Source organism: Lysobacter sp. Soil_N_51, assembly GCF_057655755.1.
The window spans coordinates 415,537-439,024 of the sequence record NZ_JBDGLR010000005.1 but is presented as its reverse complement, the minus strand read 5'-3'; the positions used below and the strand labels follow the sequence as shown (position 1 = coordinate 439,024).

At 67.2% G+C, this 23,488-nt stretch carries 22 protein-coding genes, 1 other RNA gene and 1 riboswitch; of the genes, 8 read left to right on the top strand and 15 right to left on the bottom strand.

From position 1 onward, the window contains the following. Positions 1-9 precede the first annotated feature (9 nt). On the bottom strand, positions 10-456 hold the full coding sequence (gene mraZ, locus AC3A4T_RS11655) for a division/cell wall cluster transcriptional repressor MraZ (protein WP_036104630.1): 447 nt from the start codon (positions 454-456) through the stop codon (positions 10-12). Between the two features lie 469 nt (positions 457-925). Between mraZ and AC3A4T_RS11650 the strand changes: the two genes are divergently transcribed. Next, the gene (locus AC3A4T_RS11650; protein WP_487675530.1) at positions 926-1,525 is read left to right on the top strand and encodes an ester cyclase; all 600 of its coding nucleotides are present in this window, start codon (positions 926-928) and stop codon (positions 1,523-1,525) included. Between the two features lie 383 nt (positions 1,526-1,908). Here the strand turns inward: AC3A4T_RS11650 and rnpB are convergent. The 3 genes from rnpB to rsmI all read right to left on the bottom strand — a co-directional run bounded on the left by rnpB (position 1,909) and on the right by rsmI (position 3,844). Beyond that, an RNA gene (gene rnpB, locus AC3A4T_RS11645) (RNase P RNA component class A) lies at positions 1,909-2,268 on the bottom strand. A 27-nt stretch (positions 2,269-2,295) separates the two neighbouring features. Next, positions 2,296-3,033: a hypothetical protein gene (locus tag AC3A4T_RS11640; RefSeq protein ID WP_487675529.1), complete on the bottom strand. Its 738-nt coding sequence runs from the start codon at positions 3,031-3,033 to the stop codon at positions 2,296-2,298. Continuing rightward, positions 3,020-3,844 (bottom strand): 16S rRNA (cytidine(1402)-2'-O)-methyltransferase, encoded by an 825-nt coding sequence (rsmI, locus tag AC3A4T_RS11635; protein ID WP_487675528.1) that lies wholly within the window; start codon positions 3,842-3,844, stop codon positions 3,020-3,022. Before rsmI ends, AC3A4T_RS11640 begins: the two co-directional genes overlap by 14 nt. Positions 3,845-3,919: 75 nt before the next feature. Between rsmI and AC3A4T_RS11630 the strand changes: the two genes are divergently transcribed. The 4 genes from AC3A4T_RS11630 (at position 3,920) to AC3A4T_RS11615 (ending at position 7,883) form a co-directional block, all read left to right on the top strand. Next, positions 3,920-5,314, top strand: coding sequence for a penicillin-binding protein activator (locus tag AC3A4T_RS11630; protein ID WP_487675527.1), 1,395 nt, complete (start codon positions 3,920-3,922; stop codon positions 5,312-5,314). Further along, the gene (locus AC3A4T_RS11625) at positions 5,298-5,711 is read left to right on the top strand and encodes a YraN family protein (RefSeq protein ID WP_487675526.1); all 414 of its coding nucleotides are present in this window, start codon (positions 5,298-5,300) and stop codon (positions 5,709-5,711) included. Before AC3A4T_RS11630 ends, AC3A4T_RS11625 begins: the two co-directional genes overlap by 17 nt. Positions 5,712-5,932: 221 nt before the next feature. Continuing rightward, on the top strand, positions 5,933-6,493 hold the full coding sequence (locus AC3A4T_RS11620; RefSeq protein ID WP_487675525.1) for a metal-dependent hydrolase: 561 nt from the start codon (positions 5,933-5,935) through the stop codon (positions 6,491-6,493). Then, complete coding sequence (locus AC3A4T_RS11615) at positions 6,483-7,883, top strand: FAD-binding oxidoreductase (RefSeq protein ID WP_487675524.1); 1,401 nt, start codon at positions 6,483-6,485, stop codon at positions 7,881-7,883. Before AC3A4T_RS11620 ends, AC3A4T_RS11615 begins: the two co-directional genes overlap by 11 nt. A gap of 290 nt (positions 7,884-8,173) precedes the next feature. Here the strand turns inward: AC3A4T_RS11615 and AC3A4T_RS11610 are convergent, their stop codons facing one another. From AC3A4T_RS11610 to glyA, 11 genes are all read right to left on the bottom strand, one after another. Continuing rightward, on the bottom strand, positions 8,174-9,361 hold the full coding sequence (locus AC3A4T_RS11610; protein ID WP_487675523.1) for a hypothetical protein: 1,188 nt from the start codon (positions 9,359-9,361) through the stop codon (positions 8,174-8,176). 325 nt (positions 9,362-9,686) lie between these two features. Further along, positions 9,687-10,694, bottom strand: a complete 1,008-nt coding sequence (gene thiL, locus AC3A4T_RS11605; protein WP_487675522.1) for a thiamine-phosphate kinase — start codon at positions 10,692-10,694, stop codon at positions 9,687-9,689. Between the two features lie 84 nt (positions 10,695-10,778). Next, a complete protein-coding gene (gene nusB, locus AC3A4T_RS11600; RefSeq protein WP_487675521.1) occupies positions 10,779-11,240 on the bottom strand; it encodes a transcription antitermination factor NusB in 462 nt (153 codons plus the stop codon). After that, a complete protein-coding gene (gene ribH / locus AC3A4T_RS11595) occupies positions 11,237-11,704 on the bottom strand; it encodes a 6,7-dimethyl-8-ribityllumazine synthase (protein ID WP_487675520.1) in 468 nt (155 codons plus the stop codon). Before ribH ends, nusB begins: the two co-directional genes overlap by 4 nt. 3 nt (positions 11,705-11,707) lie before the next feature. Continuing rightward, positions 11,708-12,541: a phytanoyl-CoA dioxygenase family protein gene (locus AC3A4T_RS11590; protein WP_487675519.1), complete on the bottom strand. Its 834-nt coding sequence runs from the start codon at positions 12,539-12,541 to the stop codon at positions 11,708-11,710. 137 nt (positions 12,542-12,678) lie between these two features. Further along, entirely contained in the window at positions 12,679-13,809 is a 1,131-nt protein-coding gene (gene ribB, locus AC3A4T_RS11585; RefSeq protein ID WP_487675518.1) for a 3,4-dihydroxy-2-butanone-4-phosphate synthase, read from the bottom strand. Continuing rightward, complete coding sequence (locus AC3A4T_RS11580) at positions 13,806-14,417, bottom strand: riboflavin synthase (protein WP_487675517.1); 612 nt, start codon at positions 14,415-14,417, stop codon at positions 13,806-13,808. Before AC3A4T_RS11580 ends, ribB begins: the two co-directional genes overlap by 4 nt. Before the next feature lie 183 nt (positions 14,418-14,600). Next, a riboswitch (FMN riboswitch) is annotated at positions 14,601-14,768 on the bottom strand. Positions 14,769-15,240: 472 nt separating this feature from the next. Beyond that, the gene (locus AC3A4T_RS11575; RefSeq protein ID WP_487675516.1) at positions 15,241-16,017 is read right to left on the bottom strand and encodes a class I SAM-dependent methyltransferase; all 777 of its coding nucleotides are present in this window, start codon (positions 16,015-16,017) and stop codon (positions 15,241-15,243) included. 358 nt (positions 16,018-16,375) lie between these two features. Further along, positions 16,376-17,476, bottom strand: coding sequence for a bifunctional diaminohydroxyphosphoribosylaminopyrimidine deaminase/5-amino-6-(5-phosphoribosylamino)uracil reductase RibD (gene ribD, locus AC3A4T_RS11570; protein ID WP_487675515.1), 1,101 nt, complete (start codon positions 17,474-17,476; stop codon positions 16,376-16,378). Between the two features lie 150 nt (positions 17,477-17,626). Continuing rightward, the gene (nrdR, locus tag AC3A4T_RS11565; RefSeq protein ID WP_036104695.1) at positions 17,627-18,145 is read right to left on the bottom strand and encodes a transcriptional regulator NrdR; all 519 of its coding nucleotides are present in this window, start codon (positions 18,143-18,145) and stop codon (positions 17,627-17,629) included. Between the two features lie 141 nt (positions 18,146-18,286). Further along, positions 18,287-19,576: a serine hydroxymethyltransferase gene (gene glyA, locus AC3A4T_RS11560; protein ID WP_487675514.1), complete on the bottom strand. Its 1,290-nt coding sequence runs from the start codon at positions 19,574-19,576 to the stop codon at positions 18,287-18,289. A gap of 294 nt (positions 19,577-19,870) precedes the next feature. On the opposite strand from glyA, the gene lpxO reads away from it, so the two are divergent. From lpxO to AC3A4T_RS11545, 3 genes are all read left to right on the top strand, one after another. Further along, positions 19,871-20,773 carry a lipid A hydroxylase LpxO gene (gene lpxO, locus AC3A4T_RS11555; RefSeq protein ID WP_036104706.1) on the top strand — a complete coding sequence of 301 codons (903 nt, stop codon included), beginning with the start codon at positions 19,871-19,873 and terminating at the stop codon, positions 20,771-20,773. A 462-nt stretch (positions 20,774-21,235) separates the two neighbouring features. Beyond that, positions 21,236-22,897 carry an energy-dependent translational throttle protein EttA gene (gene ettA, locus AC3A4T_RS11550; RefSeq protein WP_036104709.1) on the top strand — a complete coding sequence of 554 codons (1,662 nt, stop codon included), beginning with the start codon at positions 21,236-21,238 and terminating at the stop codon, positions 22,895-22,897. 122 nt (positions 22,898-23,019) lie between these two features. Beyond that, positions 23,020-23,427, top strand: a complete 408-nt coding sequence (locus AC3A4T_RS11545) for a hypothetical protein (protein WP_487675513.1) — start codon at positions 23,020-23,022, stop codon at positions 23,425-23,427. Positions 23,428-23,488: the final 61 nt, after the last annotated feature.

Sequence of the window (23,488 nt, the reverse complement as noted above, 5' to 3'; positions counted from 1 at the left end):
CACCGCCCGTCATAGCTGCAGGTCGAGCAGTTCGTCGCTCAGATCGTCGTCGGAGATGGTCTGACGGATCTGCGCGTGGTGCGCCTGCTCGCTCCAAAGTTCGAATTTGTCGCCCATGCCCAGCAGCACCGCCTTCTTCTCGATGCCCACCGCGGCGCGGTGGCTGGCCGGCACGGTGATGCGGCCGTTGCCGTCGAGTTCGACGAACGCGGCCGCGCCGACCAGCTTGAGCTGCATGTTGCGATTGACCTGCTTGACCTTGGGCAGCTTGTTGACCTGGTCGCGGACGCGTTCCCAGATCGACAGCGGATACAGGTAGAGCGAGCCCGACTCGAACGGGTTGTAGGTGATGACCAGGCGGTTGTCGCATTCGCGCGCGACAAGATCGCGGTAAGCGGTGGGTACCGCCAGCCGTCCCTTGTCGTCGATCGTGATGGCGGTTTCGCCCTGGAACATTGCGCACCTTTGGGGTTCCCGTCTCTACCGGACGGGTCACCTCGTTCGTTCACCCGGCTGGGCGGTAGTCCTTCGAAAACCCACAAAAACCCAGGTTTTCCCTCGGAAGCCCACATTAGCAGGGTGCTCAGGGTTGTCAACAACTTTCCGGGGTAAATTTCGCTAGGCACATCAATGGCTTGCAGCGAACTTCAGAGTCTTATTCAAGACTTATCCACTAGCCTTTGTTTCGTCTCATATTTTGAGACTCTGAACGTCACAAAGTGACCCTCGCGCGAACTCCGTCACAGTTGCCGCGTCGTTGTTGCGGGGCAACACGAAACGCCGATCAGCGCAGAAGATCGAAAAAGACGGCGCGATCGCCGCTGTCCATGGGAAGAAGCGCACGCGGCGCCGGGCGACGCATTCCGACACCCGGTTCACGTGGGCGCGCCTAGCGTGAAGTTTTCCTGCGCCCTGGAGCCACCCGATGTCCCCACCCGCCCTTTCCGGCTGCCGCGCCTTGCGCGCCGGCCTGCCGTCGGCCCTGCTGGCGGTCGCCCTGCTGGCCGGCTGCGGCCGCGGCGAACCCGACCGGCCGCCCCTGACCGCGGCGGCGGCGGATGCCGAACTGCTCAAGCGCTGGCAGGCCGAGCAGGCCCGCGAGGACCAGCACCTGCAGACCTTCGACGAACTCGATTTCGTCCACTACAGCGGCCAGCAGTGGCAGGACTTCCACAAGAGCCACGCCCCGAACATCGTCGTCCACTACCCCGACGGCCACACCACCACCGGCCTGGACGCGCACATCGCCGAACTCAAACCGCAGTTCGTGTTCGCCCCCGACACCAAGATCCGCCAGCACCCGATCAAGATCGCCCAGGGCGACCTGACCGCGGTGATGGGGGTGATGGAAGGCACCTTCAGCCAGCCGATGCCGCTGGCCGACGGCAAGACCCTGGCTCCGACAAACAAACCGTTCAAGCTCGAGATGACCACGATCGGCCGCTGGAAGGACGGGGTGATGGTCGAGGAGTGGCTGTTCTGGGACAACCAGGCTTTCATGAAGCAGATCGGCGCGACGCCGTAAGCACGCAGGCATTCGCCCCGGCCCAAACGCATAGCGTTTGGGCGTTCGCGGGCGCGCGAGCCAATGGCTCGCGAGCGGCGCCCACTCACCCCGCAAGCGGGAGAAGGTGGCCCGAAGGGCCGGATGAGGGAAAGTTGAGGCTCATGTCTGCTATTGCAGCGACGCGTGCCCTCACCCAACCCTCTCCCGCAAGCGGGAGAGGGCTAAGGACAAAGCGGAAACTAAAGAAGCTGCGCCACCACCCGCCAACCACGCCCCACCAGTACGAGAGCCCCCTTTAGTAAAGGGGGCGCCCCAAAGGGGCGGGGTTTTGGAAGCGCATAGCGGGGCCCGAAGTTTGCAAAGCAAACTTTGGGGCTTTTCGAAGGCGCAGCCGAAGAAAAGCGCGAAGCAGGCCGATAAGCCGGGTTCTGTCGTGGACAGTCATTCCTCTAGGCGCAACGTCACCGTTACGCTCAAGCAACCTACCCGGAGACATCGCGGGCCGCGACATAGTCTCCCTATTTGGTTTTGCTCCCGGTGGGGTTTGCCGTGCCGGTCTGTTGCCAGACTCGCGGTGCGCTCTTACCGCACCGTTTCACCCTTACCACGCACCCTTGCGGGCCGTTCGGCGGTCTGCTCTCTGTTGCACTTTCCGTCGGCTCGCGCCGCCCAGGCGTTACCTGGCACCGTGCCCTGTGGAGCCCGGACTTTCCTCGGCACCGGATCTTGCGACCCGATGACGCGACTGCCTGGCCTACTTCGCGTCGGCATTGTCGCACAGCCCGCTCTCAATAAATGAAGAACTCTTGCATTGACATCAGCACTACACGATCGAAAGGGTGCCGGAATTTCCACTCCGCAGCCGCGTGCGGAATGGAGACGCTGGCGGAAATGGAAAACTGATCGCAGACCAAAAGCAGCCAAACCTCGTCCGCAAAGGCTCGATAGCCTGCGAGTTTCGAGGCCTTCTCGCCAATTCGCTCGACAACTTGTTCGTAACGAAGAGTAGATGTGCTCCAGACCGATCCCCCGGTCCAATCCATCCGTAGGTAGTCGAGCTGATGAAAAATACTCAACCCGCGCAACCAACTCGGCAGGAGCTTCGATGCGTTGCGACTGCCCGGCAGCGCCGAAAAGGACGCCGTATCCGGTGGTCGATGCCTAGCCACCAGTTCGGTCATGGCAGCGACCAGTTCTCGCCGGACCGGTAAAACACCCGGTGAGAAATTGAAGTTCACGAATAAATCGTCTTTATAACGCCGCCAATAAAAAGCTTGAGCCTCTTTGACGGCGCGCTTTTGCGCGGCCTCGATTTCAGGGTCGTTATACCGCCCGTAAGACCTCGGAACGATCTGAGACAGTTCAATGCCAATTCGACCGGACTCGGTATTGAATACTACGTCCGGAGCGGGCGGCTCCAACCTCTCAGGCTTACCGACCGGAACGGAGCCCGGTCGATATTTTTGAGCAAATTCAACCCACCAAAGCTCTTTAGTCTGCCGCTGCGTTTCATCAATCGCTGCCATACAAGGCCTTGCGCGGCGCCCCGCTCAACTCCGCCGCCAACTTCGCCGCCGTCGACGGCGGCAAATGCTCGCTGAGCTTGGCGTACAGCCGCTTGCCTTCGATCACCTTGGCGTCGGCGTCGTCGCCGGCGCCTTCGACCACGACCACGAACTCGCCCTTGCGCTGATTCGGATCGGCCTTGACCTGCGCCGCCAGCGCTTCGAGCGACCCGTCGAGCACGGTTTCGAACAACTTGGTCAGCTCGCGCGCGAGCACCGCGCGGCGCGTCGGGCCGAACGCGCCGATCATGTCGTCGAGGGTTTCCTCGATCCGGTGCGAGGATTCGTAGAACAACAGGGTCTGCGGCTCGGCCGCGAGCCGGGTCAGGCGTTCGCGCCGGGCCGAGGTCTTGGCCGGCAGGAAACCTTCGAAACTGAACCGGTCCGAGGCCAGCCCGGCGACGCTGAGCGCGGCGATCGCGGCGCAGGCGCCGGGCACCGGCGAGACCCGGATGCCGGCCGCGCGCGCGGCGCGGACCAGGCGATAGCCCGGATCGCTGACCAAGGGCGTGCCCGCATCCGACACCAAGGCGAGCGAATCCCCGCCCTGCAGACGCGCCACCAACTGCGCCGCCTGCTGCTCCTCGTTGTGCTGATGCAGCGCCAGCAGCGGGCGTTCCAGGCCGAAATGCGACAGCAGCTGGCGGGTATGCCGGGTGTCCTCGGCGCAGATCGCCGCGACCGTGCGCAGGGTTTCCAGCGCGCGCGGCGACAGGTCGCCGAGGTTGCCGATCGGGGTGGCGACAATATGAAGGGTGCCGAAGGTCTGCATCGTGCTCAGGGTTCAAGGCCGGGTAGAATCCTAACCGGTCCCACAGGAACGCCGCTGCGCGGCGAATGCAAGCCGATGACTCATAAGAAAAACCGGCCCGCTTTGACATGGACGTTCATCGGCCTGTTGGCGGCGACCGCGGTGCTCGGCGGCTGCGCCAGCGTCGAAACCCGCCCGACCGCCGCGACCAACGCCTCCAATCCGCTGATCGCCCAGGCCGGGCACCTCGCGCGCGAACACGCCGGCCTGAGCGGCGCGGCGCGCAGCGACAACGAACAGCAGATCAACCGCCTGCTCGGCCAGCTCGACGACGCCGCGCTGAGCCGCGAAGCCGCCGCGCTGCCGGTCGGCGATCCGCTCTACAACTTCATGGGCAAGGTGATGATGCAGCGCGGCCTGCCGCTGCCGCGTCCGTTCGACCGCACTTCCGACTGGAATTTCAACGCCGGCCAGCGCCCGCCGGCCGAAGCCGACGGCTACCGCCCGCCGATGAAACTCGCGGTGCTGCTGCCGGCAACCGGCGCCTCCGCGGTCGCCGGCGCCTCGGTGCGCGACGGCCTGAGCAGCGCTTACTACGGCGAAAGCCGGCGTCGCCCGGACATTCTGTTCTACGACACCGGCAGCAACGCCGCCGGCGCGGTGGCCGCGTACGACAAGGCGGTCGCCGACGGCAACGACTTCGTGATCGGCCCGCTCGGCCGCGACGAAGTCAGTGCGGTGTTCGCCAAGGGCACGCTGCCAGTACCGGTGCTCGCGCTCAACCGCGGCAACGTCGCCCCGCCCAGCGGCAACGTCAGCTTCTCGCTGACGCCCGAGGACGAAGGCATCGCCGCGGCCGACTTCCTGCTCGATCGCGGCGCCAAGCGCGTGCTCGCGATCGGCGGCAGCGACGACGGCCAGCGCCGCGCGATCGCCGCGCTCAAGGAGCGCCTGGCCGGACGCGGCGCGCAGATCAGCGACACCATCGGCGAAGGCACCGCCGACCTGGGCCCGTTCGTGGCCAAGCCCGGTGGCGTCGACGCGGTGTTTCTGGCGGTCAAGGGCAGCGCGGCGCGCACCCTGATTCCCAAGCTCGCGATCGTCGGTCTGTCCGACAAGCCGCGCGTGGCGACCTCGCAGCTGCTGTCAGGCACCGGCAAGCCGGAGCAGGACCGCGTGCTCGACGGCCTCGCGTTCCCGTCGGAATCGTGGACCAGCGGCGGCATCCGCGGCCTGCCGCCGGCGGTGGGCGTCGCCCAGACCCTGCCGACCGCGCGCGGACCCGGCGCGGCGCGCCTGTTCGCGTTCGGCTACGACGCCTGGCAGCTGTCGGCGTATCTGGAACGGCTGGCCACGCGCCCGGATGCGTTCATCAACGGCGCCACCGGCGTGTTGCGTATCGACGGCGGCGGCTCGGTGCTGCGCACCCCGGCGTGGTCGACCTTCAGCAGCGGTGTGCCGGTGCCGCTGGCGGATGCCGCGCGCCGCTGAGCCCGATAACGGTCCGGCGCCGCGCGCGTCGGACCGCCGCAGCCGCGGCGCCGCGGTCGAAGCCGCCGCGCGCGCCCATCTGCTCGAACACGGCCTGCGCGAGATCGCCGCGAACGCGAACTACCGCTTCGGCGAACTCGACCTGGTGATGCGCGACGGCGCGACCGTCGTCTTCGTCGAAGTGCGCTATCGGCGCAGCGACCGCTTCGGCGGCGGCGCGGCCTCGGTCGATCTGCGCAAGCGGCGCAAACTGGTGCTCGCCGCGCAGGCCTTTTTGCTCGCTCATCCGGGTTACGCCGATAGCCCCTGCCGCTTCGACGTGATCGAGGCCGATGGCGATCCGGCGCAGCCGGGCTTGAACTGGTTGCGCGATGCGTTTCGCGCTGACGATATCTAGCGCTCGCAACTCGGCTGTGGCGAGCAGCCTTCACTCTTGTGGGAAGGGCTCTGGCCCCGATGCCTTTGTTCCGATCATCGGAACCGATCGCAACAGAGCAAGCGCCGGGCCTAAGCCCCACCTAAAAAAGTATCGCGCCTATCGCGATGAGACTGGCTTGCTTCGTCGACTCAAATCCGCGGCGAACGCGCGGCCGCCGCCTCGCGGCGATACCATGGGCCATGCCTACCGTAATGACCCATGCCGTAGTTCCGCTTGCCCTGGGATGGGCGCTCGGATCGCGCACGATTCCGCCGCGACTGCTCGTGGCCGGCGCGCTCGCCGCGATGCTGCCCGATGCCGACGTGGTCGCGTTCAAGCTCGGCATCGCCTACGCCGACGACTTCGGCCATCGCGGCGCCAGCCATTCGTTCGTATTCGCCGCAGTGATCGCCGCGCTAGGCGCCTTGTGCTCGCGCTGGCTGCGCGTGCCGCCATGGCGCGCGGCATTGTGGCTGTTCGTCTGCGCCGCCTCACACCCCTTGCTCGATGCCCTGACCGACGGCGGCCTCGGCGTCGCCTTGTACTGGCCGTGGTCGGACGCGCGCATCTTCGCGCCGTGGCGGCCGATCGAGGTCTCGCCGATCGGCGCGCGTTTCTTCAGCATGCGCGGCGTCGAAGTGCTGCTGTCGGAAGCGCGCTGGGTGGTGATGCCGGCGCTCGCGCTCGGCGCGGTCGGCGCGCTGTTGCGGCGCATCAGCACGCGCGGCGCGGCGCGCGCGGTGAGCCACGATGCGCACTGAGTTCGCCATCGGCCTGCCGCCCGCGCTGCATGAGGAAATGGCGCCGCTGTTCGGCGCCGGCTGGCTGACCGATCCCGGCGAACGCCTCGCCTACGCCTACGACAACTCGCGCCGGCAATCGTTGCCCGACGCGGTCGCGCTGCCGCAGTCGCGCGAGCAGGTGCTGGCGCTGGTGCGCGCATGCCGGCGCCATCGCGTGCCGCTGGTCGCGCGCGGTCGCGGCACCAACACCACCGGCGCGTCGGTGCCGATCGCCGGCGGCGTGGTGGTCTCGTTCGAACGCATGAACCGCATCGTCGAGATCCGCCCCGGCGATCGTTGCGCGATCGTCGAACCCGGCATGCTCAACGGCGATCTGCAGACCGCGCTGAAAGCGCATGGTCTGTTCTGGCCGCCCGACCCGACCAGCGCCGCATTCAGCACGGTCGGCGGCAATCTGGCCTGCAACGCCGGCGGCCCGCGCGCGGTGAAATACGGCGCCAGCCGCGACAACGTGCTCGCGCTGACCGCGGTGACCGGCGCGGGCGAATTGATCGTGTGCGGTACGGCTACGACCAAGGGCTCTACGGGCTACGACTTGCATCGGCTCTTGGTCGGCAGCGAAGGCACGCTCGCGCTGATCGTCGAAGCCAGCCTGCGCCTGACCCCGACCGCGCCGGCGCGCGCGGCCTTGCGCGCGACCTATCGCGATGTTTCCACCGCCGCGCTCGCGGTCGCGCGGCTGATGGCGCAACCGGTGACGCCGTCGATGCTGGAATTCATGGACGGCGACGCGGTGCGATTGGCGCGCGACGTCGGCGGCGCCGATCTGCCGCACGAGGCCGGTGCCTTGCTGATGATCGAAGCCGACGGCGATGCGCAGACGCTACCGTTTGCAATCGAATCTTTGAAGCAAGCCGCGTCCGGCGACGGCCTGCTCTCGCTCGACGATGCCGCCGACGAAACCGCGCGGGAAAAACTCTGGGCCGCGCGCAAGGCGCTGTCGCCGTCGCTGCGCACGCTGGCGCCGGGCAAGATCAACGAAGACGTGGTGGTGCCGGTGTCGCGCATCCCCGAACTGGTCGACGGCGTGCAGGGGCTGTCGCGAGAATTCGCCCTGCCGATCGTGTGCTTCGGCCATGCCGGCAACGGCAACCTGCACGTCAACCTGCTCTACGATCCCGCCGACTCTTCGCAGAACGACCGCGCGCATGCCGCGATGGGCCGCGTGTTCGAACTGGCGCTGGCATTGGGCGGCACCTTGTCGGGCGAACACGGCATCGGCCTGGCCAAGCGCGACTTCATGCCGCAGGCGGTGGGCGCGCAGACCTTGGCGGTCATGCGTCAGTTGAAGACGGTGTTCGACCCCGACGGCATCCTCAATCCGGGCAAGTTGCTGCCGGACGAGTGAGGTGAAGCGACTGGTCGTGAACTGCCGCCGGACGAGCGTCCGCCGTAACTCACCGCAGCGCGCGCATCCTAATAAAGCGGCGCATCTGCTTTTGCCCACTTTAGAAAAGGGGGCGGCGTCTGCGCAGCAGACGCGGGGGATTTGAGCTTTTGACTTTGCCTTGGTCGATGCAGTGCATTGCAGAGCAAGAGAAAATCCCCCTGCTCTCCTTTCTCAAAAGGCGAAAGCATCTCGACATCGACAGTCCGCGCTTGAAAAGTCAGCCTGCGATGCAGCTCGCGGCGCCCTACTCAAAGCACCCGCACACCCGGCAGATCGCGGAAATACACCGACACCTCGCCCGCCGTCATCTCCGCATCGCCGGGCCGGCCGAACCCGCCCTCGGGCGCCGATCCACCGTAGTTGCCCGAGTACCCGTCGCGACCCGAACCCGCGCCGCCGTTGCCGCCATCGCCGCGCGAACCGGCACTGCCGCCATTGCCGCCGGCTCCCGGCGAGCCGCCCGACACATCGAAACGCAGCAGCTGCGCGAGCTCCGGATAACGCCGGTCGTAAACCAATTCGATGCGGCCACCGTCGCCGCCGATACCTCCCGGCCCACCAAAGCCGCCGTCGCCGCCGTGACCACCATCGCCGCCGTACCCCGCGCGCTCCTTGTCGCCTTCGCCGCGACCACCGTCGCCACCACTGCCGCCGCTTCCGCCATCGCCGCCCGCACCGCCGCGGCCGCCGCTGGCGATCAAGGTCAGCGGACGATCGGCCGGCGCGAGCACGAGGTCTTCGATATCGCCGAGCACCCGCACCACGATCAGCTTCGGATACAGCCGCGTGCTCGCATAGGAGGCATACACGCGCAGATGCGGGCCGTTGAAGCCGTTGCCGCCCGGCGCGCCATCGCCGCCGCGCGCACCGTCGCCGCCGTCCTGGCCGTCGAAACCGTTGCGGCCATCGTGGCCGCCGTAACCGCTGGCGCCGTCGGGCCCGTCCGCGCCCGGTCCACCGGGCGCGCCGGCACTGACGATGCAACGATAATCGGGGTCGTAATGCAGGGTTTGCGCCAGTTGCGCGCGCGGGTGCAGCAGTTGCGCGCTGATCGCGAAACCGCTGTCGACGGTCGCCAGCACATCGGGATCGGGCGCGAACCAACCCAGTTCGTCGAACCGCCCCTGCGCGCTGGCGAAGGCGAAGTTGCGAAAATCCAGCATGCCGTTGCGGCGCGTGCCGTTGCCTCCGCGCCAGGTTTCGTAGGTCGATGGCGCCGCTTCGCGCGGCAATTGCGCGGTCACCGTCGCATGCATCTGCACCGGCTGGCGCGGGCAGATGGTGTTGATGCCCGGGCCGATGTCGACCTGCATGGCGCTGACCTGCGCCTCGCCCAGATGCACGGTATTGATCCCGACCAACGAGCGCATCGGGCCGCAACCGCTCAATCCACCAGCGACCGTGGCGACGACACAAGCGATGGCCACGCGGCTCATGCGACGCCGATGGAAAGTAGCGGGGATCGACGCGGCTGGGCGCATGACGGCAGGCGATGGGAAAGTCGGATCAGGCTCGCACCGGCGCAATGAAAGCGGTCTGAACTTTCGCGCTGGTCCGACCCAACTGATGGCATGGGTGGTCGTAAGCAATCGCGCCAACTCGTGCGAGCACAAGCCCTCGACACGAGGCTGACAGGTCATTTGCGGAGGCATCGGCCACGACACTTCGGTCGGATCGCTTCATCGGAACGGAAGCGTCAGGGTTTACGCCCCGCACGTAGAAACTTCGCGACGTACTCGCAGCCGCGCCGCAGCCGACAACTCAGCCGAAATGCTGATACCCGCGCCGCGGCGGCGTCCACTGCGAACCATCGGCCCGCCACACCCGCACGCCCGGTTCGGCCTCGATCCGGCCGATCACGCAAACCGGCGTATCGACCGCGCGCAACGCCGAAGCGATCTCCTCGCGCCGCGACGGCGCGGCGGTGAAGCACAGTTCGTAATCGTCGCCGCCGCCCAGTTGCAGCGACCAGCGCGATTCGCCCTCGCAGGCGGCCGCGAGCGCGGGCGACACCGGCAGTGCGGCCGCATCGATACGCGCGCCGACCTTCGATGCCGCGCAGACATGACCCAGATCGGCGAGCAGGCCATCGGACACGTCGATGCAGGCATGCGCGAGCGAACCCAGCACGCGGCCGGCGGCGACCCGCGGCGTCGGCCGTTGCAGGCGTTCGAACAAACGCGCGTGATCGGTGAGCGGATCGCCGGCGCAACGAAGCACTTGCGCGTCGCGGTACGGTGCGACGCCGGCCAGGGCGAGCGCGCCGGCGGCATCGCCGGGCGTGCCGGTGATCCAGATCTCGTCGCCGGCTTGCGCGGCATCGCGGCGCAACGCAGCGCCGGCCTCGACGAAACCCATCGCGGTCACGCACACCGACAACGGCCCGCGCGTGGTGTCGCCGCCGACCAGGGCGACGCGGTGCTGCGTGGCCAGTTGCAGAAAGCCATCGAGAAACCCGTCGACGAACGCCTGCATCGCATCGCCCGGCTGCGCCGGCAGCGACAACGACAGCGTGGCCCACGCCGGCAGCGCGCCCATCGCGGCGAGGTCGGACAGATTCACCGCCAGCGATTTCCAGCCGATGTCGCCCGGTGCGGCGTCTTCGAAGAAATGCACGCCGCCGTTGAGCGTGTCGGTGGCGACCACGAGCTGCATGGCGGCCGGCGGTTGCAGCAGCGCGGCATCGTCGCCGATGCCGAGCACCACGTCGTCGCGGCTGCCCACGCGCGCGCGGATGCGCGCGATCAGGTCGAATTCGGCGGCGCTCATCGCGGCGGCATCATCGGTGGAAGGGCTATCGGCGGGAGCAGGCAGCGACCGCGTCGCGTCGCGCACAGGCGCGACGCGAACCGATCACTTCTTCTTCGACGCGCCGAATTCGACCGCGCGCCAGTCCGCCGCGGCATGGTCGAGCACGCCGTTGACGTAGGTGTGGCCGTGTTCGGCGCCGAAGCGCTTGACCGTCTCGATCGCCTCGTTGATCACCACGCGGTACGGCACGTCCGGACGCAGACGCAGTTCGTAGGCGGCGATGCGCAAGGTCGCGCGCTCGATCGGATCGACCTGCTCGATGTCGCGGTCCAGGAACGGCGCGAGCGCGGTATCGAGCTCTTCCTGGTGCTTGTCGACACCGCGCACCAGGTCTTCGAAGTACTCCAGATCGGCGACTTCGTGGGCCTGTTCGTGGGCGAACTGGCTGATCACCTCGTTGACCTTGGAGCCGGACATCTGCCAGGCGTACACAGCCTGCAGCGCGCGGCGGCGGGCGCGCGAACGCGCGACCGGGTCGATTCCATCCTGACGGCGACGGGTCATGGCAGTTGTCCCAGCAAATGGCTCATTTCCAAGGCGGCCTGCGCGGCTTCCTCGCCCTTGTTGCCGTGGCTGCCGCCGGCGCGGGCCTCGGCGTCTTCGTGGCGTTCGACCGCGAGCACGCCGTTGGCGATCGCCAGGCCGTGGTCGAGCGAGACGCGCATCAGGCCGTCGGAGCAGCCGTCGGCGACTTGTTCGTAATGGCGGGTGTCGCCGCGCACGACGCAGCCCAGCGCGACCACCGCCGCGTGACGGCCGGCCACGGCCAGGCGGCGGGCGACGACCGGCAGTTCCCAGGCGCCGGGGACGCGGATCACGTCGATGGCGTCCTCGGCGACGCCGTGTTCGGCGAAGGTCTTGCGCGCGCCGGCCACCAGGGTGTCGGTGATGCGCGGGTTCCAGCGGCTGGCGATGATGGCGTAGCGCGCGCCCGGGGGGCTGCGCAGATCGCCTTCGAAATGGGGCATGGATTACGGCCTTATGAGCGGAGTGGCTGGCAAGGGCGGCCAGGCCGGATCGTCCTCGCCTGGCACGGCGGGATGCTGCCGGTAGAGCCAGAAACCTGGACCTTCCGGCGCCAGGGCGAGTCGATGGGCAAGACAATCTTGCTTGGACTGATAGTGGAACACGACGCTCTTGCGCGTGCGGGCCGGATCGCGGATATCGCTGCCACCGTGCAGCAGATAGGCGCTCCAGACGAACACGTCGCCCTTGCGGGCCAGGAACACCTCGGGTTGCAGCTTGAGGGCCTCGACCTGCGCCCGCATGTGCCTGTCCCACAACGGCATTTCATCCTGAATGAAATGGTGGCTGCCGTTGCTGAAGACGTACTGCGGAATTTTATGGCTGCCGGGGTAGTAGCGCAACGGACCGGCGTCCGGGTGGGTGTCCTCCAGCGCCACCCAGATCGCGACCAGGTGGTGTGGCGTGCGCGGGGTCATGTACAGCGAATCGACGTGATCGGGCTGGGCGCTGCCCTGCTCGAAGCTCAGCGAGTTGCACAGTACCGGCGGCTGGCCGAGCAGGGCCGCCACCATCGGAGTGATGCGCTCGTTCAGCGCCAGGCGGCGCACGGCCTCCCGCTCCAGGTAGAGGTCGCTGACCTTGAAGCGGTGCTCGCGGCGCGCCTGCTCGCTCACCCGCGCCAGCGGCAGGCGTTCGCCGGTGACCAGGTCGTCGACCACGATCCGCGGCGCGCCCTGCTCCCAGGCCTCGCGCAGCGAGGCCTCGGCCTCATCCACTTCGGCCGGGCTGTAGAAGCCCGGCAGGACCAGCAAGCCGTCCCGATCCCAGGATTCGCGCATCTGCGCGGTCAATGGAGATACGGCGTCCGCGCCGCGCGAACGCAGCCATTTCCAGGGCAATTTCATCGGATCGGCAGGAACTTGCGGCAGCGCCGGAGGGCGGGTCGTTGGGCAGTCTACCCGCCCGTCCGGGGCCTTCAAACGTACTCGACGACCTCCAGACCGAAGCCGCCGAGGCCGATCTGCCTGCGTGGTGTCCCCATGACACGCAACTTGCCCAAACCCAGGTCGGCAAGAATTTGTCCGCCGGCACCGTTCCTGCGCCACTCGACCAGGGCCTGCCGGCCGCTGGACTCGTTCGGCGGCTCGCTGTCGGCGTGTTCGGCCGCGTCGTGCCCCTGGGTTCCGCCACGCACCCGCGCCAGCAGCGCATCGGCGTCGGCATGATCGGCCAGCAGCACCAGCGCGCCGCGGCCTTCGCGGGCGATCGCGGCCAGCACGTCGCCGACCGCCGGGCCGAAGTCCGACCGGCGCCAATGCAGCGCGTCGGCCAGCGGGTTCTGCACATGCACCCGCACCAGGGTCGGGATCTGCGCATCGGCCTGGCCGCGCACCATCGCGAAATGCAGCGCGTGGGTCAGACGGTCGCGATAGCTCAGCAACTGGAACGGGCCGTGCTCGGTTTCGATCTCGCGCTCGTCGACCCGCTCGATGGTGTGCTCGGTGGCAAGGCGATAGCGGATCAGTTCCTCGATCGAACCGATCTTCAAGCCGTGTTCGGCCGCGAACGCCTCCAATTCGGGCCGCCGCGCCATGCTGCCGTCGGCGTTGAGCACCTCGACCAGCACGCCGGCCGGTTCCAGGCCGGCCAGCAGGGCCAGATCGCTCGCCGCCTCGGTGTGGCCGGCGCGGCTGAGCACGCCGCCGGGCTGCGACATCAGCGGGAAGATGTGGCCGGGCTGGGCCAGGTCGGACGGCTTGGCATCGGGCCGCACCGCGGTGCGCACGGTGTGGGCGCGATCGTAGGCCGAGATGCCGGTGGTGACGCCTTCAGCCGCTTCGATGCTGACGGTGAAGTTGGTGTGGTGCGGCGAGGTGTTGTCGCGAACCATCGGCCCGAGACCCAATTGGAAACAGCGCTCGCGCATCAGCGACAGACACACCAGGCCGCGCGCGTGGGTGACCATGAAGTTGATGTCGGCCGGACGCACCAGCTCGGCGGCCATGATCAGGTCGCCTTCGTTTTCGCGGTCTTCGTCGTCGACGATCACCACCATGCGGCCGGCGCGGATTTCCTCCAGCAATTCGGGAACGCTCGCGAAACTCATGCCGCACCTCCGGTCTGGCGATCGCCGAGCAGACGCTCGACATAACGGGCGACCAAGTCGATTTCCAGATTGATCGCGTCGCCGATGCCGGTCTGCGCGAACGCGGTGTTCTGCACGGTGTGCGGGATCAGCGCGACCTCGAAACCTTCGGCGTCGACCTCATTGACGGTGAGGCTGACCCCGTCGACGCAGATCGAGCCTTTCTTGGCGATGTAGCGCAGCAGCGGCGCCGGCGCCTTGAAACGCCAGCGCTGCGCGCGCGCGTCGTCGTGGATCGACAGCACCGCGCCGACGCCGTCGACATGGCCGCTGACCATGTGCCCGCCGAGCCGGTCGCTCGGCCGCATCGCGCGTTCCAGGTTGACCCGCGCGGCGGGCTTGAGCGCGCCGAGCGTGGTCAGCGACAGGGTTTCGTTGGACGCGTCGGCGTCGAACCAATCGGCGCCGAATTCGATCACGGTCAGACAAACGCCGTTGACCGCGATGCTTTCGCCCAGCTTGGGTTCGGTGAAATCCAGACTGCCGGTGGCGATGCGCAGGCGCACGTCGCCGCCGAGATCGCGTTTGTCGGCGATGCTGCCGACGCCTTCGATGATGCCGGTGAACATCAGCGGACCTCCTGACGGAGACCGCGACGGCGCAAGCCCGCGCCGGTGTTGCGATTGAACTGGGTCATGAAACGTTTCCCGCAAGAAGTGAGCGAAAAACGCCTCAAGGCTTTGAAGACAACGCACGACGCGCGGCCGGGCCGCGGGAGTCGTCTCGCCCATCCTCGCGGAGGGCTCGCGCGTAGCCGTCTTCTTTCATCCGGACTGTGACCGTCGGCTCCGGCATTGGACCGGATCTGCTGACCCTTGCGCTTGGCGGCCGAGGTTCGGCTGCCGCGCAAGGCGCTCGCGGGCTCGCGCGTTGCCGCGCCTACCGCCGGTGGGGAGTTTCGCCCCGCCCTGAAGACGTTACTGGTGGTACCGGCGAACCGGCGCGGGGAGTTTACCACCCGGGGGCTGGGCGGCTGGGGGCTTGGGATGGGGGGCGGGTGGATGGTTTGTTCTGTGGGTGGGGGGATTGGGGTTCGGACTAGGAGTTCGAAGTTCGGGAGTTGCACCCAGAAATCGCCGAAGTTGGCAAACCCAACAAAGCATCCGGCGTTGCTTTTGCTCGTCATTCCCGCGAAGGCGGGAATCCAGTGACTTCAAGCGTTCTCGCACGAAAGTCGCTGGATGTTCGGCTTCGCCGAAGTACAGCAGAGCCCGCGTTCGCGGGAATGACGATCTTGAGAAATAGCGCTGAAGTCTCTGGACCCCCGCCTTCGCGGGGATGACGCTCTGGTGAGATTCGGTGGACCGCCGCCCAAGCGGCGCGACCTATCACGCCCTATCGCTCCCGCCCCCGCGACCCATCGCGACCACCCTCACCGCCACAAATCACCCATCAACCCGCCTTGCGCCGCAAATGCAAGGTCAGCGGCCATTGAATCGTGCGCACGTCCTCGGCCATGCCCCAGGCCTGCGACAGCGCCGGGCGGTTCAGCGCGACCGGGTCGTCGCCGGTCGCGGCGCGGCAGCGGTCGGTCGCGGACAGACTGTTGAGATAACCCAGAAAACGCCCGAGCCCCCACTCCGCGGTCAACAACAACGGCGGCGCGGGCACGGCCTCGAGCGGCCATTGGTAATCGGGATATCCAGCGCGGATTTCGTCATTTTCGCGCTGCCAGAACGGATCGATGCGGGCGCGAAAATCGGCGACGGCCACTTCCATCCCCGGCGGCGGCAGGAAATCGCCATAGGCCCATACCGCCAACACCCCGCCGGGCGCGAGCACGCGCTCGCATTCGGCGAAGAACCGTTCGCGCTCGAACCAGTGCAAGGCCTGCGCGACCGCGATCAGTTGCACGCTGCCATCGGCCAGATCGCTGCGTTCGCCCGGGGCGACGCTCAGGCTGACCGTGCCTTCGCCGCGCAGCGAGGCCTCGTGCGCCCAGTGCTGTTCGAGCTGTTTGACGCTGGGATCGCTCGCATGCACCCGCGCGAACCGCGCCGCCAGCCCGCGCGTGGCCTGGCCGCTGCCGCAGCCGGGTTCCCACACCGTCGCATCGGCCGGCACCTGCGCGGCGATGGTGTCGAACAGCGCGTCGGGATACTCCGGACGCGCGGCGGCGTAAGCGCCGGCGATCGCGGAGAAATGGTCCTTGAAGGCGTTCTGAGTCATGAGCGAGGAGTGAGTTCAGAGGAGTGAGGAGTGAGTCAGAGCGGGAGCGAAGCGGGCGTGAGGTTGCCGGGTCGAGCATCGGTCTGCGCGCGCGAACACACAGCCGTCGAATGCCCTACTCGTTCCTCACTCCTCTGCACTCATTCCTGCTTGCTCGGCCGCAACAACACCCGCGTATCCTCGCCAATCCGGCGCACATCGATGAGGAATGAGTGGAGAAGAGTGAGGAGTGAGCAAAAGCGTGGGCGAAGGGGGCGTGAGGGTTGCCGAGTCGAGCATCGGTCTGCGCGCGCGAACACACCGCCGTCGAATGCCCTACTCGTTGCTCACTCCTCTTCACTCATTCCTGCTTCTTCACTCACTCCTGCTTCCGAGGCCGCAACAAAACCCGCGTATCCTCGCCAATCCGGCGCACATCGATCACGTCCAGCTGCAGCTTGCTGGTCATCGCCTCGATGCCCAGGCCGCCGAACAAAGGCCGCGCGTTTTCGCCCAGCAGCACCGGCGCGACGTACAGCAGCACTTCGTCGACCAGTCCCTGGGCCAGGAACGCGCCGGCCAGGGTCGCGCCGGCTTCGAGCTGGATTTCGTTGACGCCGCGTTCGGCCAGCAGCCTGAGCACCGCGCTCAGATCCATCCGGCCCTCGATCATCGGCACCGCCGCATGCGCGGCGTCGAAATAGCGCGACGGCTTGGCGTCGGGCGCGTGCAGGTACAGGGTCGGCGCATCGCCCTCGCGCACGCGGCCGCGCGCGACCGTGGCCAGGCCCGGATCGAGCACCACCCGCAGCGGCGCGACGAACGCGGTGTCGTCGCCCAGACGCACGGTCAGCGAGGGATCGTCGGCGAGCACGGTGCCGGCGCCGGTCACGATCGCGCCGCTGCGCGCGCGCCAGTGCTGCACGTCCAGACGCGAGGCTTCGCCGCTGATCCACTTGGATTCGCCGCTGGCCATCGCGCTGCGTCCGTCCAGACTCGACGCCAGCTTGACCCGCAGCCACGGACGCCCGCGTTCGATCCGCGACAGGAAACCGCGATTGAGCGCGCGCGCCTGCGTTTCCATCAGGCCGCTCTCGACCGCGATGCCCGCCGCCTGCAACTTGGCGAAACCGGCGCCGTCGACCTGTTCGAACGGATCGCGCATCGCCGCGACCACGCGCGCCACGCCGGCGGCGATCAGCGCCTCGCTGCACGGCCCGGTGCGGCCGGTATGCGCGCACGGCTCCAGGGTCACGTACGCGGTCGCGCCGCGCGCGCGTTCGCCGGCCCCGCGCAGCGCATGCACTTCCGCGTGCGGCTCGCCGGCGCGTTCATGCCAACCTTCGCCGACGATTTCTTCGCCGTGCGCGATCACACAGCCCACCAACGGATTGGGCTTGGTCGTGTACGCGCCCTTCTCGGCCAGGCGCAGGGCGTGGGCCATATGAACGTGATCGGTCTTCGTGTAGGTCATAACCATCGCCCCTGGTTTTGCGTCGGTTCGTAGTGCGCCTGCGGTGCGTGTCGGCGGAACTGCGCGACGAATTCATCCATATCGTCCAGGCCAACCCATATCCGATAGCTCGGCCCCGGGTGTTCGGACACCAGTGGGAACGTGCGCCGCCGCAACTCAGCGCTTCTTCTTGTCCGGCCGCGGCTCGTCGTCGCCGAGCAAGGTCAGCTGGCCGTCGCCGGGGATATCGCGTTCCAGCCGGTCGAGCTCCTCGCGGAAATCGGCCACGTCCTCGAACGAGCGGTACACCGAGGCGAAGCGCACGTAGCCGACGTGGTCGAGCTTGCGCAGTTCGGCCATGACGAATTCGCCGACCCGGCGCGAGGCCAGTTCGCGCTCGGCGGTCATGCGCAGTTGGTGCACGACCGCGCGCACCGCCGATTCGATCTGTTCCTCCGAGACCGGGCGCTTTTGCAGCGCGCGGTCGAAACCGCCGCGCAGCTTGCGCGCGTCGAAGGCCTCGCGGCGGCCGTCGCCCTTGATGATCACCGGCAGCTTGAGTTCGATCGTCTCGATCGTGCTGAAACGCTCCCCACAAGCCTCGCAGACGCGGCGGCGGCGAATGGTCGCGCCGTCGTCGGACACGCGCGAATCGATGACCCGGGTGTCCACGTGCTGGCAGAAAGGACAGTGCATTGGCTAGGAGTGAGTCGAGAGGAGTGAGAATTGAGTGGACAGGCCGGTAACGCGGCCACTGTCCTCCGAACCAGCAACAAGAACAAGCCACGGCACGGTTGCTGTTGCTCGTTCCTCACTCCTCACGCTCACTCCTCGCTCTCAGCCGTAAACCGGGAATTGCGCGCACTGCTTGGTCACATTCTCGCGCACGCCGGCGATGACGTTCTCGTCCTTCGGGTTATCGAGAACGTCGCAGATCCACTCGGCCAGGGCCACGCAGTCGGGTTCCTTGTAGCCGCGGGTGGTGACGGCCGGGGTGCCGATGCGCAGGCCCGAGGTCACGAACGGCTTCTGCGGATCGTTGGGGACCGCGTTCTTGTTGACGGTGATGTGGGCGCGGCCGAGCGCGGCTTCCGCGTCCTTGCCGGTGATGCCCTTGCCGATCATGTCGACCAGCATCAGGTGGTTTTCGGTGCCGCCGGAGACGATCTTGTAGCCGCGCGCGATGATGGTCTTGGCCATGGCCTGGGCGTTCTTGACGACCTGGGCCTGGTAGTCCTTGAACTCCGGCTCCAGCGCTTCCTTGAACGCGACCGCCTTGGCCGCGATCACGTGCATCAGCGGGCCGCCCTGGATGCCCGGGAACACGATGCTCTGCAGCTTCTTCTGCATCTCGTCGAAATCGACCGCACCGGCGCCGGCATCGACCGCGCCTTCCCAGCGCTTGGCGACGATGATGCCGCCGCGCGGGCCGCGCAGGGTCTTGTGGGTGGTCGAGGTGACCACGTGCGCGTGCGGCACCGGGCTCGGGTACACGCCGGCGGCGATCAGGCCGGCGACATGGGCCATGTCGACGAACAGATACGCGCCGACCTTGTCGGCGATGGCGCGGAAGCGCGCCCAGTCGACCACCTGCGAGTAGGCGCTGAAACCGGCCACGACCATCTTCGGCTTGTGCTCCAGGGCCAGGCGCTCGACTTCGTCGTAATCGATCAGGCCCTGCTCGTTGACGCCGTACTGCACCGCGTTGAACAGCTTGCCGCTGGCGTTGACCTTGGCGCCGTGGGTGAGGTGGCCGCCGTGGGCCAGGCTCATGCCGAGAATGGTGTCGCCCGGGTTGAGCAGGGCGAAATACACCGCCTGGTTGGCCTGCGAGCCCGAATGCGGCTGCACGTTGCCGTAGTCGGCGCCGAACAACTCCTTGATCCGGTCGATCGCCAGTTGCTCGGCGATGTCGACGAATTCGCAGCCGCCGTAATAGCGCTTGCCCGGATAGCCTTCGGCGTACTTGTTGGTCAGCACGCTGCCCTGGGCTTCGAGCACGCGCGGGCTGGCGTAGTTTTCCGAGGCGATCAGTTCGACATGGTCTTCCTGCCGGCGGGCCTCGGCGGCGATGGCCTGGGCGAGTTCGTCATCGAATCCGGCAATACGGGTGTGGCTGGGGAACATTCGCGGAGCCTCGGAGAAGGAGCGGACAGGGGGGAGGAACCTCGGGGACAGGCCGGGCGGTGGCGAGAAGCGGCCGCCGCGCCCCGTTAATGCGGGGGTGGCTTGACGCAAGACTTGAAATGTTAGCCTAGGGGCGTATGGCGGCCAACCGCCAAGGCAGGGCTGCCACCGGCGCCCGACCCGGCGGACAATGACCGTCGCTCAACCCTCAGGGCCCGCCCCCCACCGGCCGGTCCGGCCGCCAGGCTCACGGCGGCCCCGACTATGACAGCTTCAGTTCCGGATATTGCGACCATGAAATGGGTCTTCGTCTTCCTGTTCCTCGCCAGCGCGGTCTACGTCCATTACCGCGGCCGGGTACGCCACCGGTTGGGCCGCCAGTTGCTCGACCATTCGACCTTCATGGCGCCGATCAACGTGCTGATGTACGCCTGCTCGCGGGTACCGACCAGCCCGTACCTGAGCCCGGACCAATATTTCCCCGAACTCGAGCCGCTGCGCGCGCGCTGGCGCGAGATCCGCGCCGAGGCCCTGCACCTGCGCGAGCTGCAGCAGATCAAGGCCGCCGAGGGCTATAACGATGTCGGCTTCAATTCGTTCTTCCGCCGCGGCTGGAAGCGCTTCTACCTGAAGTGGTACGACGACGCCCATCCCTCGGCCGCCGAGCTGTGCCCGGTCACCACCCAGCTGTTGCGCGAAGTGCCCAGCGTCAAGGCGGCGATGTTCACCGAACTGCCGCCCGGCGGCGAACTGCGCCCGCACCGCGACCCCTACGCCGGCTCGCTGCGCCTGCACCTGGGCCTGGACACGCCCAACGACGACGCCTGCTTCATCGACGTCGACGGCCAGCGCTACAGCTGGCGCGACGGCGAATGGACCATGTTCGACGAGACCTATATCCACTGGGCCCAGAACGGCTCCGAGCAGAACCGCATCATCCTGTTCTGCGACATCGAGCGGCCGATGCGCTGGGGCTGGGCGCGTGGCCTGAACCGTTTCATCGCCAAGCGCCTGATCGCGGCCGGCGCCTCGCCGAACAACGAGGGCGACAAGACCGGCGGGATCAACAAGGCGTTCAAGTACTTCTACAGCCTGCGCTTGAAGGCCAAGGGGCTGAAGGAGCGCAGCAAGGGGACGTACTACTTCTTCAAGTACGCGGCGGTGGTGGCGGTGGTGGCGTTTATTGTTTGGGTTTGAGGGCTGGGATTCGGGATTCGGGATTCGGGATTCGGGATTCGGGATTCGGGATTCGGGAAGAGCGTAGCTCGCTGTGACTGCTGTTTTCGCAAGCCACCCGAAGCGAGGCCTCTCCCAGGACTAACCGCTCTTGCCTACCGTCATTCCCGCGAAGGCGGGAATCCAGGGCCTTTCGTGCGAGAACGCTTGAAGTCACTGGATTCCCGCGTTCGCGGGAATGACGACCTGGAGAGATGATGCTGAAGGCTCTGGATCCCCGCCTTCGCGGGAATGACGGCCTGGAGAGATCACGCTGAAGTCTCTACCGGCCATTTGAATCCGCGCCCCTCCGCCACAATCTGTATGACCCACCCATCCCCCGCGCTGGAACCCAGCCAGCGCCTGCGGGATAATCCCCGTTTCCCGTCCGCCCCCTCCGGCCCTACCCGGCCCGGCTCGGCACGCCCCTGCTTCGGAGTTCGCATGCAATACATCTACACCATGAACGGCGTCAGCAAGACCGTGCCGCCGAAGCGTCAGATCATCAAGGACATCTCGCTGTCGTTCTTCCCGGGCGCCAAGATCGGCCTGCTCGGCCTGAACGGCGCCGGCAAGTCGACCGTGCTCAAGATCATGGCCGGCGTCGACCAGGACTTCACCGGCGAAGCGCGCCCGGCCACCGGCATCAAGGTCGGCTATCTCGCGCAGGAACCGCAGCTCAATCCCGAACACACCGTGCGCGAAGCGGTCGAGGTCGGCGTCGGCGACGTGCTCAGCGCGCAGGCCGCGCTCGACAAGATCTACGACGCCTACGCCGAGGAAGGCGCCGACTTCGACAAGCTCGCCGCCGAACAGCAGCGCCTGGAAGCGATCCTCGCCTCCGGCGACGCACACACCCTGGAACATCAACTGGAAGTCGCCGCCGACGCGCTGCGCCTGCCGCCGTGGGACGCGATCATCGGCAAGCTGTCGGGCGGCGAGAAGCGCCGCGTCGCGCTGTGCCAGCTGCTGCTGCAGAAGCCCGACATGCTGCTGCTCGACGAACCGACCAACCACCTCGACGCCGAATCGGTCGAATGGCTGGAACAGTTCCTGACCCGCTACACCGGCACCGTGGTGGCCGTCACCCATGATCGCTACTTCCTCGAAAACGCCGCCGAGTGGATTCTCGAACTCGACCGCGGCAAGGGCATTCCGTGGAAGGGCAACTACACCGCGTGGCTGGAACAGAAGTCCGAGCGCCTCAAGCAGGAAGAGTCCGGCGAAAAGGCCCGCCAGAAGGCGCTGGCCAAGGAACTGGAGTGGGTGCGCAGCAACGCCAAGGGCGGCCGCACCAAGGGCAAGGCCCGCATGGCGCGCTTCGAAGAGCTCAACTCGGTCGAATACCAGCGCCGTAACGAGACCAACGAGATCTTCATCCCGCCGGGCGAGCGCCTGGGCAACTCGGTGATCGAGTTCAAGAACGTGTCCAAGTCGTTCGGCGATCGCCTGCTGATCGACGACCTGAGCTTCATCATCCCGGCCGGCGCGATCGTCGGCATCATCGGGCCGAACGGCGCGGGTAAATCCACGCTGTTCAAGATGGTCACCGGCCAGGAAACCCCGGACAAGGGCGAGATCGTCAAGGGCCCGAGCACCAAGATCGCTTATGTGGACCAGAGCCGCGACAAGCTCGACGGCAACCACAACGTGTTCCAGGAAATCTCCGGCGGCGCCGACATCCTCAACATCAACGGCGTGGAAATTCAGTCGCGCGCCTACCTTGGCCGCTTCAACTTCAAGGGCCAGGACCAGCAGAAGATGGTCGGCACGCTGTCGGGTGGTGAACGCGGCCGTCTGCATCTGGCCAAGACCCTGCTGCAGGGCGGCAACGTGCTGCTGCTCGACGAACCGTCCAACGACCTCGACGTGGAAACCCTGCGCGCGCTCGAAGACGCGCTGCTCGAGTTCCCAGGCTGCGCGGTGGTCATCTCGCATGACCGCTGGTTCCTCGACCGCATCGCCACCCACATCCTCGCGTTCGAAGGCGACTCGCACGTCGAGTTCTTCCAGGGCAACTACCGCGAGTACGAGGACGACAAGAAGCGTCGCCTCGGCGAAGAAGGCGCGCGTCCGCACCGCCTGCGTTTCAAGGCGCTCAAGTAAGACCCTTCGGGCCGCGTCGATCGACGCGGCCCGATTCGTTGCGCGGACCCGGCGTCGCGACGCTCGCGCGCGGCGCCGACCGCAACCGCTGTATTCGCAATCTCGTTTGAGTCGTACCCGTCATGCCGATCCTTCTGCCGATCCTCGCCTTCATCGCGCTGCTGGCGTTCGCGCCGGAAGCGGCGATGAAACTCGGCGTCTGGTTCGCCGTCACCACCGTGACCGTGCGGGTCAGCGCCGACAAGCTGGTCGGTTGCGCGGTGAGCTACGGCGAAGCCGCCTGGGCGGTGATCTACGCGGCGATCGCGCCGGTGCTGGTGATCGTCGGCCTGCTCAGTTTCGGCGCGTCCACCGGCATCACCGAGTTCCAGGGCGCCGGCACGATCGTGATCCTGGCGATCCTGCTGGGCTCGTTCATCGCCGCATTCATGCTGGCGCTGCACACCAGCTTCAAGGACAGCGCGATCATCGCCGCGGTCACCACCGTGACCAGCGTGGCGCTGGCGCTGCTGATCCGCAGCCTGACGTGAGAGCGTCCGCACGCCCCGACCACGCGCATTGCGCGATCATGCACGCACACCCGAGCCGAAC